The organism is Marinomonas fungiae (genome assembly GCF_001418205.1).
Lineage (GTDB): Bacteria > Pseudomonadota > Gammaproteobacteria > Pseudomonadales > Marinomonadaceae > Marinomonas > Marinomonas fungiae.
In genome coordinates, this window is record NZ_LIQF01000003.1 from 331,347 (window position 1) to 345,714 (window position 14,368).

Genomic DNA, 14,368 nt, shown 5'->3' on the forward strand with positions numbered 1-14,368 from the left:
TTTGTATTCTTTATAAAATTTGTTTATGGGTCGAATGAGTAGAGAGCTTGCATGATATTTTTGCTTCCAAATGCGCCAAAGCTACCAGAGGGTGCCTCAAGTTATGGTGAATGCAGCTATGATGAAATAGTGAATCTAAATGGCAATCATTGGCGCAAAATACTCACAATCATTGCAAAGTTATGCAGCCAAGAAGATGAAGATTGGCGTATAGTTAGAGATCAATCTATTTGGCAAAGAGCCACCTTAATTTTTACGGTTGAGGAATTGACTTTAGAAGATGAATGGGTGTTCATTGTTGGAAAATCGTTTTCTAAAGATCTACCAATTCCTACTAGAGCCGTACTAGTTGAAGATGGTAAGCATCAAGCTTTTATTGAACATCGTCGTATTTGGACCCCTTACCTTGATTATCGACAGTTTCCCAATGCTCTGATTGATGCGCTGAAAAATGAAATTAGGAAGTAAATATGATTAGTGCCTTAAAAAAATTATTTTCATTCAGTGAAGACGCATCCGATCCAATCAGCTACCAGCGAGCTGTAGCGGCGTTGTTATTAGAGGTTATTATCGCCGACAATGAGATTCATCCCGATGAAGAGCAAGTCGCCAAAGCTTCCATCAAAGCAGTCAGCGATCTTGGTGAAGATGTGGATCAATTGTTTGACGAGGTCAAAAGCTCTATACGTGATGCTCACGATGCTTATCAATTTACTAAAGTGATTAACGAACAGGCATCTCTAGAGCAGAAGTTTGAACTACTTAAATGTCTATGGCGCGTTGCCTATGCTGATGGCAGCCTCGATGCTTACGAAGATCATCGAATTCGAAAAATTAGTGAGCTTCTGTTTATGCAGCATTCTGAATTTATTCAAGCTAAATTAGCGGCGAAGGAAGAAATGGAATAAACCACCTGCAGTATCTCAGGTGTCAGATCCCTTATACACCAAAATCATTTGAATATGCATTGAAGATTCTGTGTTAAAGGGATTTGACCCCTATAAGTTGAGCAAGGGATTACTGAGACTCTTGCTCTTCTTTAGCCTTCTTAGCTGCGTGGCTCATGCCTTCGTTAAGACCTGCTTCGCGGTCTACGGCAGCCAATACGCCGCGAAGAATCCCCAATTCCTGTTTCTCCGGGCGAGAGCGGTTAAAAAAGCGTTTCAGCTTATCTAGCACTTTTCCTGGGTGATTGCGTACCACGAAATTGATGCCGTATAAGGTTTCTTCCAAGTGTTCGTAGAACAAATCCATTTCTTTTTTGCGTGGGTACTCTGGCACCACTTTGTCATGTACTAGCTCGTTCTGATGGGCCATCCAGATTTCGTAGGCTACGATTTGCACTGCTTGTGAAATGTTTAGCACAGGGTATTCGTCGTTGGCATCGATGTACACTTGGCGATGACATTGAGCGATCTCTTCGTTCAATAACCCCATCGTTTCACGACCAAATAAAATGGCGATATTATGCTCTTTCGCTTCAGGAATGACCGTTTCAGCACATTCGCGTGCATTCATAATGGGTAATTGGAATGTGCGGTGACGGGCACTGGTACCGATCACAAGACTACAATCGCCAATCGCTTCTTCCAACGTTTTAACAATGGTAGCGTTCTCAAGAAGATCCACGGCACCGGCGGCACGGCTAGTTGCTTCTTCTGATGGGTAATCGTTTGGATCGACCAAATACAGGTTGCTAAGCCCCATATTCTTCATGGCGCGAGCGATCGCGCCAATATTACCAGGATGGAAAGTGTTAATTAGTACAATGCGAATATTGCTGAGCATGAAATAGTAACTCGTTTACGTTATCGGATTACGGCGTAACAAGGTTTCTAAGTGTGAGCGACTGTTCGGTGCTGGCAAAATTAACCTGATCCAACACGACTCTTTGGCGCTCATCGAAGAGAAAACGCTGACAGGCGTGATGATACAGTGAACCTGTCTCCAACACCAATCGGTAGTTACCTTTAGGAATAAAGTTCGCAGCAAAAGGCTGATTGGCATGCAAAAACACCGAGAAGGGTGGTTGTCCATCTAATGATTGGAATGTCAGCATGCTTGCGTCCGGAAGTTGATTTAATATGCGCAGCCGACTATTGCCGTTTGCACCACCAATAATCTCACCGTGATCGGGTGCTATACCAGGCTGGCCGATACAACCGGTTTCTTGAGCTCGCTCAACACTACCAAAGCCAAAATTTTCCGCTTTTGACCAACCAGTATTATTACCGTAGCGAAGCGTTAACCAATCCCCATCGGCTTTTAAAATATCGACATCTTGTAGGGCCGGAATTTTAGCCTTGATACTGGATGACACACTGGGTTCGGTAAACAATCGTGTTTCGTTTAAAGTGTAATGCTGACCCAAGCGATATTGAGGATATAGGCCACTAATGTATGGCTGTATTTCAATTGGATTGTCTTGATTCGACAGGGAGGACCAATAATTAGCACTGTAAATACCCATGGCAAACGTTGCTAAGTAAGTACATGCAATAAAAGCAGCTTTTGCTGCCCCCAAGCGATAAGGCTTAACACGTGAGGCGCCACTTGATTTTGCTGTTTGGTCGAAAGCGAAGTTATCTTGTTTAGCGGCTGAAGGGTTAACTTCCGGAGTTTCATAATCAAATGTTGAGAAGTCCGGCTCAGAATGGGTTGTGCTTGCATCCGCTTTTCGCATCTCTTCATATAGGGCATTCATTCGACGTTGATGCAATGTGCTGCGTGCATTACGAAGTGCTTCTTCGCGGGCGCGCTCTTTTTGTGCATTACTGCGCTTCATATCCTCATAAGCGCGTTGCTGCTCTTTCACATATTCACGTTGCTTTGCGTCGCTTTCAAACTCGTAGCGTTCAAAGCCAGATGTGTTTTTAGTCGAGGCGCGCTCGGTAAAATCGTAGGGTTTCCACTCTTGCCCTTGGCTACGCTTGATGGCTGACAATACATTTTGATACGCATCGTGGATACGTTGAAAATGCTCAGTGGTATCTTGGCCTGGATTTTTATCGGGGTGATAGCGACGAGCTAAACGACGGTAAGCAGCTTTCGCTTCCTGCTCCGTTGCATTGGTTGGCAATTCAAGAAGGTTAAAATCGTCGATTAGGCTCATAGGGTCAACTTACGTCAATTTCACAGCATTATGCCTTAATAACGTCTCAGTACAAAGTTATCGGACGCTTAACCCTTGATTTGTACAGAGGTTTTGCCAAACTAGGCGTTTTTTGACAGTTCTATTGAAATGAGTGAAATGGCATGAGCGAGACCTTAACCCACCTTGATTCTAACGGCAACGCACACATGGTTGACGTTAGTGATAAAGACGTCACTAAACGCACGGCCACCGCTCGTTCGGTAGTGAAAATGCTACCAGAAACCCTTAGAAAGGTGATTGAGGGCGGCTTACCAAAAGGGGATGTACTAGCGACAGTCCGTATTGCTGGCATTCAAGCAGCGAAAAAGACGCCAGACTTAATTCCTCTGTGTCACCCATTAATGCTTACTAAAATCACTTTGGATATTAATGTCCTAGACGAATGCCACATTGAAATTCTTTGTACCTGCGCTTTAAGCGGTAAAACCGGTGTCGAAATGGAAGCATTAACGGGCGCTAGCGTCGCTGCATTAACGTTATACGATATGTGCAAAGCCGTGGATAAGGGCATCGTTATTTGTGAAACCGCATTACTTGAAAAACACGGTGGTAAGAGCGGTTCATGGAGTGCAAATCGTGGCTAATCTTAAAATTGTCTTTTTTGCTTCCCTTCGTGAAACGATGAAATGTGACGAGCTTGAATTTGCAGTCGATGCAGCACTGACTGTTCGCCAACTGAAAGAGCTGCTCGCAGAACAATTGCAGCAACCATTGCTGCTTGAAGAGAAAATTAAAGCAGCGATTGATTTCGATTTCGCCAGAGATGACGATCTGATCAATCCCGAAAGAGTACGCGAAGTCGCATTCTTCCCACCGGTCACTGGAGGTTAAGCGTGATTGCTGTGCAAGAGCAGGACTTTAGTGTCCAAGAACTCTACGAGTCGCTGTGTGTAGCCCATAAAACCGGTGCCGTGGCGATGTTTGTGGGGCGTGTACGGGATTTTAGTGATGATCCAGCGCAATCCAGTTTTGTGCTTGAGCACTACCCGGGCATGACCGAACATAATCTTGAAAAGATTGTCTCCGAAGCCAAACGGCGCTGGACATTGCTAGATGTCATAGTCGTACACCGCGTTGGCAAGCTTTCTGTTAACGATCAAATCGTGTTTGTCGGCGTGTCATCAGCTCACCGTGCTGAAGCTTTCGCGGCTTGCGACTTTATTATGGACTATCTAAAAAGCCGTGCGGCCTTCTGGAAGAAAGAAATTACCCCAGAGAAAGAAGAATGGGTCGAAGCAAAAACAAGCGACGAAGAAAGCCTAAAGCGTTGGAAGTAATAAACTCATTGAGGATGATTGTGCCAAACTGGTTACGTTTTTTAATGCTACGCGGTCGTGTGCCATCAGTATGGCTATTACGACCTCTGTCTCTCATCACGGCATTTTTATTGGCGGTCCAAGCCCCCGAGATTCAAAATGCTAATCAGCGTATGTTTGCCTACGTTGGCTTGTCGGTAATTCTGCTTTGGTGCTTTATTTGGTTAGTATGGCACCTGAAAGATCGACTAAATAAGCGTTAATGAATTATTAGCTTGGTCTAAGCGATTTCTTACGTCCGCTAGCATGGCGTTCACGGTACTCGGTATCAATATAACGATCTGTGGTCGCCATGCTGGCATGACCCGCGTCTTCTCGAACATGCTCTTTCGGGCGCACCTTAACGTCCTCGGAAATACCGGTATGACGCAACCAATGGACCGTGGCAACGCGTAAGTCCTCGGCATCCGATTTCAGGCCATCGTCGCACATACGGTAATACGCTTGATCAAAGCAATGTTGAACAATATTTCGTACTTGCCTTGAACTGGTCATCGCGCCTTGACCACGATTCTTCGGGATAAGAGCAGTCTGCTCAGCCACGGTCGGTAAATCTGGCAGTTGGCGAAAACGGCGATAACGCGCTAGAGCCGTTAACATTTCATCAGAAACACTGACTAAACGCTCTTTGTTGCCTTTGGAAAGCACTTTAAACCACCAATTGCCATCAGAGTCTTTAATAAAGTCTCCCATGACAGGCGCAGAGCGTTCGTCGGCGACTAGCTCTGATATACGAAGATACATGCCCAGCAGAGCATTCATAATAAATAGCGTTCGCTCATGAGTCGCGGGATCTTCTTCTGCCATCATTTCTGCAGTCTCAATGACATAATCCCACTGTAAGTTTGAGATGCGACGTACTTGGCGTCGTGTCACTTCTTTCTTAACAAACTTACTTTTCTGGCGAATTAACGCAACAGGGTTTTGCTGTACCGCTTCTTCCTGCATTAAAAAGCCGTAATAAGAAGACAAGATAGAGAAAGTCGCGCGGATCGCCGCTTGAGAAAGATTGTAGTGCTGCGACAAAGGTACTTGACCATTGCGAAAATCAAGCTTGGAAACATGAGCCACAAAAGGGCGCCATTCTTCGTTAGGCACCCGTTCTCCCATTTTGTTTTTAAAGCGAGCAACGTTTTTAGTGCCGATCCAGTCCTCTGGAGGTGCATTGCAAAAATGGATGAATTCTTCGATTTGATCACGGCGCAAGTTCATAGCTGGCGACTCGACGACAAACCACGACCATAAGAGTAGGCGCTCAACTTCTCGGCGATAAGAGTTAAACGTCGCTTGTGAGCCGTTATAGCTGTAGATAAAGCATAGGGCGAGTTGTAAATCTCGCTGGTAATCAACTTTAGTTAACTGCGAGATATCGTTTTGCAACGCCCCAAGAATACCGTGAAACTGAGTGAATGGATTTGGTAAGTGTTCAAGGTTGTCGATAAGAGGAAGTGGGGCAGCCATGCAAATCTTTTCTTCGTAGTGTAGTGTGTTCGTAGAGCTATTCTAGCACGAATCCGAAAACTGATTGTATAACAGTAATTTAGAGCCCAAAGAAAAAAGCCAGCTACCGCTGGCTTTTTAGAAGGTTAGATAAGCATTACTCAGTAATGCTTTCAAACAACTCAAAGTAAGTTGGGAAGGTTTTAGAGGTGCAACCCGGGTCATTAATGGTGACAGGAGTGTCTGAAAACGCGACCAATGAGAAACACATAGCAATACGGTGATCGTTGTAAGTATCGATCGCTGCGTGCAGTAGGTTCTCAACCGGCGTTATCGTGATGTAATCTTCGCCTTCGATCACGTCAGCACCCAGTTTCTTAAGCTCTGTCGCCATGGCATACAAGCGATCTGTTTCTTTTACGCGCCAGTTGTAAATGTTGCGAATGGTAGTCGGGCCTTTCGCGAATAGGGCTGTTGTGGCAATGGTCATGGCTGCATCCGGAATATGGTTCATGTCCATGTCGATGCCGTTCAGCTCGCCGCGTTCCGCTTCAATCCAAGTCGGCCCATAAGTGATTTGAGCGCCCATTTTTGCCAATACATCTGCGAATTTGACGTCGCCTTGAACACTTTCCGAGCCGACACCATGAACCTTGATTTTTCCGCCTGCAATGGCCGCTGCAGCAAGGAAGTAAGAAGCAGACGATGCATCACCTTCAACCATGATTTCACCAGGGCTCTGGTATGTTTGATTGCCTTTGATAACGAACGCTTGATAATTTTGATTGTCGACTTCGACACCAAACTGTTTCATCACGTGCAGGGTGATATCGATATAAGGCTTTGAAACTAATTCGCCATCGACTTTGATGACTAAGTCTCCCTTTGCTAAGGGGGCACTCATTAGCAAAGCCGTCAGAAACTGGCTAGAGATATTTCCTTTAATGGAAACTTCACCACCTTGAATGCCATTCGCTTTGATTAGCAAGGGCGGGTAGTCCTTGTTTCCTTGGTATTGAACGTCCACACCTAGCTCATGCAATGCATCCACTAGATCGCCAATTGGGCGTTCATGCATACGTGGCTCACCGTGCAGATGGTACTCACCTGTGCCAAGACATAATGCCGCTGCAAGTGGGCGCATAGCGGTACCAGCATTACCTAAGAAAAGGTCAGCTTGTTCAACATTAATCGGACCACCTAGACCTTCAAGAATACAAGTACGGCCTTCGTCTTGTAGTTCATAATTAACGCCCATTGTTTTTAGAGCGTTTAACATGTGACGAATGTCATCACTGTCTAATAAGTTCGTGATTTTTGTAGTGCCTTGGGCAAGCGTAGCAAGTAACAAAATGCGGTTAGATAGGCTTTTTGAGCCTGGAATTTGGATCTCGCCGTTAGCGCTGTGAAGAGGGCCTAGAGTTATGGAGTTCATCGACTTTTCCGTAAATACACTATCTTTCTAAAAAGTAGGAAGATAGGTTCGTTATTTTCTTACATTTTATGCGTACCATACGTTTACTCAGAGCGAACTGCAACAGTTTTACATAGGGATCTTGTGGGCCGTTTAATATTTAAACAACACACTGATTCAATTACGTTTACATGAGTTGGTATTGAGTAAAGATTGGTAAGCACGCTCTTACCAATCTAAGTTTCTACTTGTAATATTTGAAATGTGAAACGTTGAACCCAAAACATGTTTCTAGCAAATTTTCAATCGCTTAAGACAAGGAGCAGAGAAATGAAATCCATTTTTAGCGCAAAAATTTGTGCATTAACAATTGGGGCTGCTCTGCTTTCTCAAGCAGCCTTTGCTCTCGAGGCACCAACTGGACGAGTCATTTTGACTGTGTCAGGGAATATTACTGAAACAAACAGTGAACAAGGTGCTCAATTTGACCGCGAAATGCTATTAGCGCTTGGTGCTGATCAGCTAACAACAGAAACTCCGTGGACGGAAGGCATAAATACCTTTACCGGTCCAAGGTTAGCGGCTCTGCTCAACGCTGTGGGTGCGTCTAAAGACAGCATATTGTCAGTAACAGCCCTAAACGATTACAGCGCTAATGTGCCAGCACAAGATGCTTACGATCACAACATCATGCTGGCGATGGATATGAATGGTAAGCCAATGTCTGTCCGTGATAAGGGACCAATTTTTGTTTTATATCCTTTTGCCAAGAATCCTGCTCTTAATAACGAAATGATCCACAATCGCTCGGTATGGCAGGTCAAATCGATTACCGTCAATTGAGACTAGTTAATGCGGTCAGTTTTTAAATTTAAGTACGGACGCTTCATAGGCGTTTTAGTCGGGACAGCGGCCATTTTTCTAGTGACCGTTGTTTTGCTTTATGTACAGCTTTTAGAAAGGCAGGAAGCCTTGTTGTCCGCAGCCGAGGAGGACGCTTTATGGGCGTCTTATCAACTGGATAGAGAGGCCCTTAAGTTTCGTAATTCTGTTCGTTTACTAGTAGATTCAAAGACTCAGTCGCAACAATTAAATCGTCTCGATGAGGCTCAGTTGCGTTTCGATATTCTGTATAGTCGCCTCAATATTATTTCTGCTGGTCAGCTGAAAGATTTATTCAATCAATTACCTGATGCTGATACTAATCGACGTATTATACGTCAGCATTTGGATGTCATTGATGGGCTTTTGTTTATCGATGATCCAAACCAAATTGATAAGCAAAAAATATCTGAGCACGTTGAGTCACTGTTGCAAATTACCGAATCAGTGGTGTTTAACGCTCTAGAACGTCGTTCTGGTGATAAAGTCAGTCAACGTAAACAAATGGAGTCCTTGTATCATTATTTGGGGCTGTTAGTCAGTGCTCTAACGTTCATCATGCTCATCATTATAGGTATGTTGTTCCGACAAGTGGTGATAAGCATACGTTCTTACAAGAAAACTAGGCAGTTAGCGAACGAATTACAGCGTACTGCAGAAATAGCGCAAGCCGCTACACGTGCCAAATCGGACTTCTTGGCCACTATGAGTCATGAGATTCGAACGCCAATGAATGCCATCTTAGGCATGTCACACTTGGTTCTTGATTCGGAATTGCAGCCAAAACAGCGTAATTACATTAACAAGATTCAAAGTTCTGCCAACAACCTGTTGTTGATTATTAATGACATTCTTGATTTTTCTAAAGTCGAAGCAGGTAAGCTTAATCTTGAGTCTGCCCCATATAAGTTAGATGACGTCTTAGAATACGCCTATCAGATTTGTCGTAATGCTGCAGAAGACAAAGGCCTACGCTTTACCGTAGTACGTGATTTTAACATCCCCGACACCTTAATGGGTGATGAAACACGGGTTAAGCAAGTGCTTGTCAACATACTGGGTAACGCCGTCAAGTTTACTCTCCAAGGGGAAGTTGAGTTGCACGTTTCCCTAAAGCATGATGCTTTGATATTTCGTTTTCGCGATACAGGAATTGGCATTTCTTCAGATAGCGATATTTTTGAAGGGTTTAGCCAGGCTGATACCAGTACCACACGACTGTATGGCGGTACGGGATTAGGATTAGGAATTTCAAAACGTCTTGTTGAATTAATGCAAGGTAGCATTCGATTTGAAAGTGAGGTTGGTAAGGGCTCCACTTTTTGGGTACAACTTCCGTTGCAAACTGTTCCAAATAGCACTCAACCTAATGGCTGCTATCTAGAGCTTTGTGTATTACTAAGCGACAATGCGATGATGCGCCAACTGGCTAATCTAAATATTCCGCATACGCTGGTGACCGAAGATCAAGTTACCCACAATGATCAGTATTTGATTATCAGCGATCAATATTACTCTGTTTTACAACAAGTCGTAGAACAGCAACTACATAACAATTTCGCAGGACAGGTTCTTATTTTTGGTCGTCAACTCTCTCATGAAAGCATGTTTGCTTGGCGCAAACTATGTTTGTTGACCAGAGCAAAACTGAATAGCTACATGACAGTAAGCCATGTGCCAGATGAAAGTGTATCCCATTCACTTAACCGCTTTCATGAATGCGACAGCTTACTAGGGCGTAGAGTCTTGCTCGCTGAGGACAATCCAGTTAATGCTGAAATTGCTTGCGCTTTACTTGAAAAACTTGGTGTGGTGGTAGTTGTTGCGAATAACGGTCAGGAGGCTGTGACGGCTGCAAGCGATGAGGCTTTTGATCTGATTCTTATGGATGTGCAAATGCCAATCATGGATGGGTATCAGGCAACAGAGGCAATTATTCATCGTTTAGGCGAAGAGCACCCACCCATTCTAGCGTTAACGGCCGGTGCTCTTGATTCCGATCGCGAATTTGCCATGAATGCTGGAATGAGTGACTTTTTAACCAAACCGCTAGATCCGCTACTTTTATTAAACAAATTAGAAGAGTGGTTAGTGGGCCACTCCGCAGATCAAGTAATCAGTGGTGAAATTCAATCCAAGCGAATATTTGCTCCTGATATGGGGTTATACCGTATTGGTGGTAATGCGCAGCGCTACCAAGATATGCTTGAAAGGTTTTTGAAGCTTTTGACGCCTTACAGCAGTCAGCGTAGCAATAACTTTCCGATTACATCCTATGAGCTGCACAGCATCAAAGGTGCTGCTGCCAACATTGGGGGGGAGAGATTTGCTGCCGAAGTAGCACAGTTGGAACGCGATCTAGCAGAGGGCGGCAACAGCGGTGATAAAGAGCATACAGTTCAAATTGTGAAGGTGACCGAAGCTGCAGATGAACTTATATCTCAGATTAAAGCATTTTTAGCTGCCAATTCTGTTAGTGAACCTGCACCAACGACTGATAATTTTACATCTTATGACGCTGATGAATTCATTCAAATGATTAATCAATTGATTGAAAATCTTGCAATGGGTATTGCGGATGTGAGTGCCCCCTTAGAGCACCTGATTAGTCTGGCCTCCGCTGAACACTCCAAAGACCTGAACCAAGTGAGAGATAAAATTAATAACTACGATTACGATCTTGCTATCGAGCTACTGCAGCAACTGAAACAAAAGCTTTGATAGATTCGTGCGGTAAGGGATAAATGGTAAAAAGAGCTAGATGTTCATTAGCCCCTAATAATTAACCATGTAGTGCCCGAATCATTGATCATACGAGCTGAGGTCTACTTCAGCTCGTACCCTAGTAATATAAATTTAACCACAACACTTCTTATATTTTTTTCCCGAACCACAGATGCATGGATCATTGCGACCAATTTTATCTGTTTCTGGTGCTACATAGGGGGTGTGCCCCTGGATCTCATGGTCACCCGATACGTACATCCAAGCCCCATCAATTTTCTCAAACAGGGAGCGCTCACTTAAACGGCCAGTGTTACTGCCTTCTTTAAAATGCGCAACAAATTCCACCATGCCCGTCTTATCTTTGGCGCCACCATCTTGAGTCGCAAGGATTTCCAGTTTTACCCATTGAGTTGCACCGTTGCTGTCTTCGATTTCACTAGCCGCTTGATCAGGGGTTTCTTGTATGCGCTGGGTCGCGGCAATGTAGTCAAACTTTTGCAGTGAAAAAGCGCAGTATCGAGAGCGCATCAATGCCTCAGCCGTAGGCGCAGTGCCTGGGTTATTGTGATACATTCCACAACACATTTCATAATGGGTTTTTGAACCGCAAGGGCATTGAGCTGGGGTAGACATATACAATTCCTTCATCGCCAAGTGCTTGTTTAGATGCGTATAATACCCATTTTACTAACACCGAACAGGACTTATTTGTGAGTAACAGTGCGACCACCTCGTTTTTTTGGTACGACTTTGAAACCACGGGCGTAGACCCTGCAAAAGACAGACCAATGCAATTTGCAGGCATTCGCACCGATTTAGACTTCAACCCAATCGGTGAACCGATCAATTTATACTGTAAACTGGCTGATGATGTGCTACCACATCCTGATGCTTGCTTGCTTACTGGCATTACCCCGCAAGACGCTCTTCGTGAAGGGCTGTGTGAAGCGGAGTTTATGGCGCAAATCGAAAAAGAACTCGCCCATCCCGGGACTTGTTCGTTGGGTTATAACACTCTTAGATTTGATGATGAAGTGGTCCGTCACGGCTTCTACCGCAACTTCATCGATCCTTATGCCCGTGAATGGCAAAATGCCTGCTCCCGTTGGGATGTAATTGATTTAGTGCGCATGACTTATGCCATGCGTCCAGATGGCATTGAATGGCCTAAGAAAGAAGATGGCACTTATTCTTTTAAGCTAGAAGATTTAACTAAGGCCAATGGCATTGTCCATGAGCAAGCCCACGATGCCTTGTCTGATGTTTACGGCACTATCGCCATTGCTAAATTGATCAAAGAAAAACAGCCAAAGCTATTCGATTACTACTTCTCGATGCGTGACAAAGGTTCACTGCAGCAGTTTGTCGACCCAGTTCGTATGAAGCCATTCTTGCACATATCAGGTATGTTTGGGCAAGAGAAGAAATTTGCAGCCTTTGTCGCCCCCCTTGCGCCACACCCTAGCAACAAGAATGGCGTTGTTGTCTTCGACTTAATGTCCGATGCTAAGCCCTTGCTGGATTTAAGCGTAGAAGAAATCCAATACCGCGTTTTTACCTCAAAAGATGAGCTTGGCGATGTGCAACGCCTGCCTCTCAAGGTTATCCATTTAAATAAATGTCCTGCGGTGGCGCCCGCAACCTTTTTGAAAGATGAGGCCGTGGTCAAGCGCTTAGGATTAGACGGTGATATTTGCCGTAAAAACTTGGCGCTCATAAAAAGTGCACCGGGGTTAGCGGCCAAACTTTCTCAGGTTTTCATGCAGGAATATGAAAAAATTGATAAAGATCCCGATCTGATGCTCTACAGTGGTGGCTTCTTTTCCCGTGATGATAAAGCTCGTATGGATGAGATTCGTAATACCCCCGCAGATATTTTAGGTGAACTGGAAATGACATTTGACGACCGTCGTTTGCCTGAAATGTTTACGCGTTATCTTGCCCGTAATTACCCAGAGCAAATGAACGGCCAACAACGGGAGGAATGGGAAGAGCACCGTCGTGTCAGATTGTTGCAGAAAGATGGCGGTGGCAGTATCACTATGGAAGAATTTGAGAAACACATTATGGAACTGGCAAACGATGAGACTTTATCAGATAGTAAACGCCTAATGCTTCGAGACTTGGTGGATTACGCCCAAGGAATATACCCCTATTAATTAATAGGATAGAAACTAAGGAGAGCAGGGTAAATGAGTGATTCACGTGGTACCACAACCTGGTTAGTAGGCATCGCTGCCTTTATTTTAATCATTGCAGGTTTGAAAGAGGCGTCGCAGATTGTCGTTCCATTTATGCTTTCTGTGTTCATCGCTATTATATGCTCACCTTTGTTAAATACATTTCGTCAGCATAGAGTGCCGATATGGTTATCCATCGTTTTTATTGTATTGATTATCCTCGCATGCCTTGGGTCAATAGGATTGTTGGTAGCGGCCTCATTAGATAACTTTTCTCAACAACTGCCGACCTATCGAGAGCGCTTTGGTACAGAAATGTCCGCTATCTTCGAGCAACTCAATAGTTTTGGATTAAATATCTCCTATCAAAAGATTCGTGGTTATGTGGACCCGTCTTCACTCATGAATCTCTTTACCAACACATTAACCAGCCTTGGCAATGTGCTCACTAATGTATTTCTAGTCATCATGATTGTGGTGTTCATTCTGTTAGAAGCTGCAGAAATTCCTAAGAAACTGAGCTATGCATTGGGTGATGCCTCAAACTCTATAGAAAAAGTAGAGCGCTTTATTGCGACCGTAAACCAGTATTTGATGATTAAAACGTTGATTAGTCTTGGAACGGGGTTATTTATCGGTATTTGGGTGTGGTTTCTAGGAGTGGATTTCCCCATCCTTTGGGGGGTATGTGCATTTTTGCTCAACTTCATTCCAAATATCGGTTCTATTATTGCCGCGATACCTGCCATGTTCTTGGCATTTGTTCAACTGGGGAGCTTTGATGCACTCTTAACCGGAATGGGATTCCTGGCCGTCAACTTGGTGATGGGAAACTTTATCGAGCCGAAATTTATGGGGAAAGGCGTCGGTTTATCCCCATTGGTAGTGTTCTTATCATTAATGCTATGGGGTTGGGTATTTGGACCTGTTGGCATGCTGCTATCGATTCCGCTAACCATTATTGTAAAGTTTGCATTAGAAGCGAACCCCAAAATGCGTTGGCTAGCCATTCTGCTAGACTCAAAAGCGCATCCTTAAGTGTTACGCAAAATTAATGGTTTCGCTTGTACGCGGGTTGCAATCCCGCGATAAAAGCTTTGCTCCCCCGAATGGCGGGTCGTACAAGTGAGAAAAGAATGACAAAATCACAATTGAAGTGAATTGTGCTTTTGGAGATTTGATCTAGCCTTATGCTTTCTTTTGCAGTATAATGCGCGATTGTTTTTTGGTGCGAATCCTCGCACGTCTCTTATCC

15 protein-coding genes are annotated in these 14,368 nt (G+C 44.2%); 10 read left to right on the top strand and 5 right to left on the bottom strand.

The window, feature by feature from the left end:
- Positions 1-51 precede the first annotated feature (51 nt).
- Positions 52-468, top strand: coding sequence for a DUF6942 family protein (locus ASC49_RS06505; protein WP_055462418.1), 417 nt, complete (start codon positions 52-54; stop codon positions 466-468).
- Positions 469-470: 2 nt separating this feature from the next.
- Entirely contained in the window at positions 471-908 is a 438-nt protein-coding gene (locus tag ASC49_RS06510; protein ID WP_055462419.1) for a tellurite resistance TerB family protein, read from the top strand.
- Positions 909-1,017: 109 nt separating this feature from the next.
- Here ASC49_RS06510 and trmJ read toward each other — a convergent pair whose 3' ends face one another.
- Together trmJ and ASC49_RS06520 are read right to left on the bottom strand one after the other, a co-directional pair.
- Positions 1,018-1,788 carry a tRNA (cytosine(32)/uridine(32)-2'-O)-methyltransferase TrmJ gene (trmJ, locus tag ASC49_RS06515; protein ID WP_055462420.1) on the bottom strand — a complete coding sequence of 257 codons (771 nt, stop codon included), beginning with the start codon at positions 1,786-1,788 and terminating at the stop codon, positions 1,018-1,020.
- A gap of 28 nt (positions 1,789-1,816) precedes the next feature.
- On the bottom strand, positions 1,817-3,112 hold the full coding sequence (locus ASC49_RS06520; RefSeq protein ID WP_055462421.1) for a J domain-containing protein: 1,296 nt from the start codon (positions 3,110-3,112) through the stop codon (positions 1,817-1,819).
- A gap of 143 nt (positions 3,113-3,255) precedes the next feature.
- Here ASC49_RS06520 and moaC point away from each other — a divergent pair, with 143 nt between their 5' ends.
- From moaC to ASC49_RS06540, 4 genes are read left to right on the top strand one after another with little or no spacing between them, the layout of a single operon-like run.
- Positions 3,256-3,738: a cyclic pyranopterin monophosphate synthase MoaC gene (moaC, locus tag ASC49_RS06525; protein WP_055462422.1), complete on the top strand. Its 483-nt coding sequence runs from the start codon at positions 3,256-3,258 to the stop codon at positions 3,736-3,738.
- Positions 3,731-3,985: a MoaD/ThiS family protein gene (locus tag ASC49_RS06530; protein ID WP_055462423.1), complete on the top strand. Its 255-nt coding sequence runs from the start codon at positions 3,731-3,733 to the stop codon at positions 3,983-3,985. The genes moaC and ASC49_RS06530 overlap by 8 nt, the downstream gene beginning before the upstream one ends.
- 2 nt (positions 3,986-3,987) lie before the next feature.
- Positions 3,988-4,431, top strand: coding sequence for a molybdopterin synthase catalytic subunit MoaE (gene moaE, locus ASC49_RS06535; protein ID WP_055462424.1), 444 nt, complete (start codon positions 3,988-3,990; stop codon positions 4,429-4,431).
- Positions 4,432-4,451: 20 nt separating this feature from the next.
- Positions 4,452-4,673, top strand: coding sequence for a hypothetical protein (locus ASC49_RS06540; protein ID WP_141656807.1), 222 nt, complete (start codon positions 4,452-4,454; stop codon positions 4,671-4,673).
- A gap of 7 nt (positions 4,674-4,680) precedes the next feature.
- Here ASC49_RS06540 and ASC49_RS06545 read toward each other — a convergent pair whose 3' ends face one another.
- Together ASC49_RS06545 and aroA are read right to left on the bottom strand one after the other, a co-directional pair.
- Positions 4,681-5,931 carry a tyrosine-type recombinase/integrase gene (locus tag ASC49_RS06545; protein WP_055462426.1) on the bottom strand — a complete coding sequence of 417 codons (1,251 nt, stop codon included), beginning with the start codon at positions 5,929-5,931 and terminating at the stop codon, positions 4,681-4,683.
- A 136-nt stretch (positions 5,932-6,067) separates the two neighbouring features.
- Complete coding sequence (gene aroA / locus ASC49_RS06550; protein ID WP_055462427.1) at positions 6,068-7,345, bottom strand: 3-phosphoshikimate 1-carboxyvinyltransferase; 1,278 nt, start codon at positions 7,343-7,345, stop codon at positions 6,068-6,070.
- A 309-nt stretch (positions 7,346-7,654) separates the two neighbouring features.
- Here aroA and ASC49_RS06555 point away from each other — a divergent pair, with 309 nt between their 5' ends.
- On the top strand, positions 7,655-8,167 hold the full coding sequence (locus tag ASC49_RS06555; protein ID WP_055462428.1) for a molybdopterin-dependent oxidoreductase: 513 nt from the start codon (positions 7,655-7,657) through the stop codon (positions 8,165-8,167).
- A 132-nt stretch (positions 8,168-8,299) separates the two neighbouring features.
- A complete protein-coding gene (locus ASC49_RS06560; protein WP_162265199.1) occupies positions 8,300-10,927 on the top strand; it encodes an ATP-binding protein in 2,628 nt (875 codons plus the stop codon).
- A gap of 135 nt (positions 10,928-11,062) precedes the next feature.
- Here ASC49_RS06560 and ASC49_RS06565 read toward each other — a convergent pair whose 3' ends face one another.
- Entirely contained in the window at positions 11,063-11,566 is a 504-nt protein-coding gene (locus ASC49_RS06565) for a YchJ family protein (RefSeq protein ID WP_055462430.1), read from the bottom strand.
- A gap of 77 nt (positions 11,567-11,643) precedes the next feature.
- Here ASC49_RS06565 and sbcB point away from each other — a divergent pair, with 77 nt between their 5' ends.
- Entirely contained in the window at positions 11,644-13,092 is a 1,449-nt protein-coding gene (gene sbcB / locus ASC49_RS06570; RefSeq protein ID WP_055462431.1) for an exodeoxyribonuclease I, read from the top strand.
- Between the two features lie 33 nt (positions 13,093-13,125).
- A complete protein-coding gene (locus ASC49_RS06575; RefSeq protein WP_141656808.1) occupies positions 13,126-14,151 on the top strand; it encodes an AI-2E family transporter in 1,026 nt (341 codons plus the stop codon).
- Positions 14,152-14,368: the final 217 nt, after the last annotated feature.

Bases quoted from the DNA above. Each gene is read 5' to 3' on its own strand.
- trmJ (WP_055462420.1), bottom strand. From the start codon at position 1,788: ATGCTCAGCAATATTCGCATTGTACTAATTAACACTTTCCATCCTGGT.
- aroA (WP_055462427.1), bottom strand. From the start codon at position 7,345: ATGAACTCCATAACTCTAGGCCCTCTTCACAGCGCTAACGGCGAGATC.
- ASC49_RS06565 (WP_055462430.1), bottom strand. From the start codon at position 11,566: ATGTCTACCCCAGCTCAATGCCCTTGCGGTTCAAAAACCCATTATGAA.
- ASC49_RS06555 (WP_055462428.1), top strand. From the start codon at position 7,655: ATGAAATCCATTTTTAGCGCAAAAATTTGTGCATTAACAATTGGGGCT.
- ASC49_RS06520 (WP_055462421.1), bottom strand. From the start codon at position 3,112: ATGAGCCTAATCGACGATTTTAACCTTCTTGAATTGCCAACCAATGCA.
- moaC (WP_055462422.1), top strand. From the start codon at position 3,256: ATGAGCGAGACCTTAACCCACCTTGATTCTAACGGCAACGCACACATG.
- ASC49_RS06510 (WP_055462419.1), top strand. From the start codon at position 471: ATGATTAGTGCCTTAAAAAAATTATTTTCATTCAGTGAAGACGCATCC.
- ASC49_RS06505 (WP_055462418.1), top strand. From the start codon at position 52: ATGATATTTTTGCTTCCAAATGCGCCAAAGCTACCAGAGGGTGCCTCA.
- ASC49_RS06575 (WP_141656808.1), top strand. From the start codon at position 13,126: ATGAGTGATTCACGTGGTACCACAACCTGGTTAGTAGGCATCGCTGCC.
- ASC49_RS06545 (WP_055462426.1), bottom strand. From the start codon at position 5,931: ATGGCTGCCCCACTTCCTCTTATCGACAACCTTGAACACTTACCAAAT.